General features: G+C 44.8%; 1 protein-coding gene and 1 pseudogene. Both read left to right on the top strand.

The annotated features are described in order from the left end of the window. On the top strand, positions 1-585 hold a 585-nt coding region (gene rpsC / locus RVS70_RS21725; protein ID WP_321134801.1), incomplete at its 5' end, for a 30S ribosomal protein S3. Between the two features lies 1 nt (position 586). Further along, a pseudogene (locus RVS70_RS21730) lies at positions 587-665 on the top strand (50S ribosomal protein L16); the annotation flags it as partial.

The raw sequence follows: 665 nt of genomic DNA on the forward strand, positions 1-665 counted from the left end.
GGTAAAGATTACGCTGACTTCCTGCACGAAGATTTAAAAATTCGTGAATACATTAGCAAACGCCTTTCTGACGCTTCTGTTTCTAAAGTAGAAATCGAGCGTGCAGCAAACCGCGTTAACATTACGATCCACACAGCTAAGCCTGGTATGGTCATCGGTAAAGGCGGTTCTGAAGTCGAAGCACTTCGCAAAGCCCTTAACAGCCTTACTGGCAAGCGTGTACACATTAACATTCTTGAAATCAAAAGAGCAGATCTTGATGCACAGCTAGTTGCTGACAACATCGCTCGTCAATTAGAAAACCGTGTTTCTTTCCGCCGTGCGCAGAAACAACAAATCCAACGTACTATGCGTGCTGGAGCACAAGGTGTGAAAACAATGGTTTCTGGTCGTCTTGGCGGTGCAGATATCGCTCGTTCTGAATACTACAGTGAAGGAACTGTTCCATTGCACACATTACGTGCGGACATTGACTATGCAACATCTGAAGCTGATACTACTTACGGTAAGCTTGGTGTGAAAGTCTGGATCTATCGTGGAGAGGTTCTTCCTACTAAGAAGAAAACTGAGGAAGGAGGAAAATAATATGTTATTACCAAAACGCGTTAAATATCGCAGAGAGCATCGCGGAAAAATGCGTGGCCGTGCGAAAGGCGGTACTGAAG

The organism is Virgibacillus sp. M23, from assembly GCF_034190895.1.
GTDB lineage: Bacteria > Bacillota > Bacilli > Bacillales > Amphibacillaceae > Virgibacillus > Virgibacillus salarius.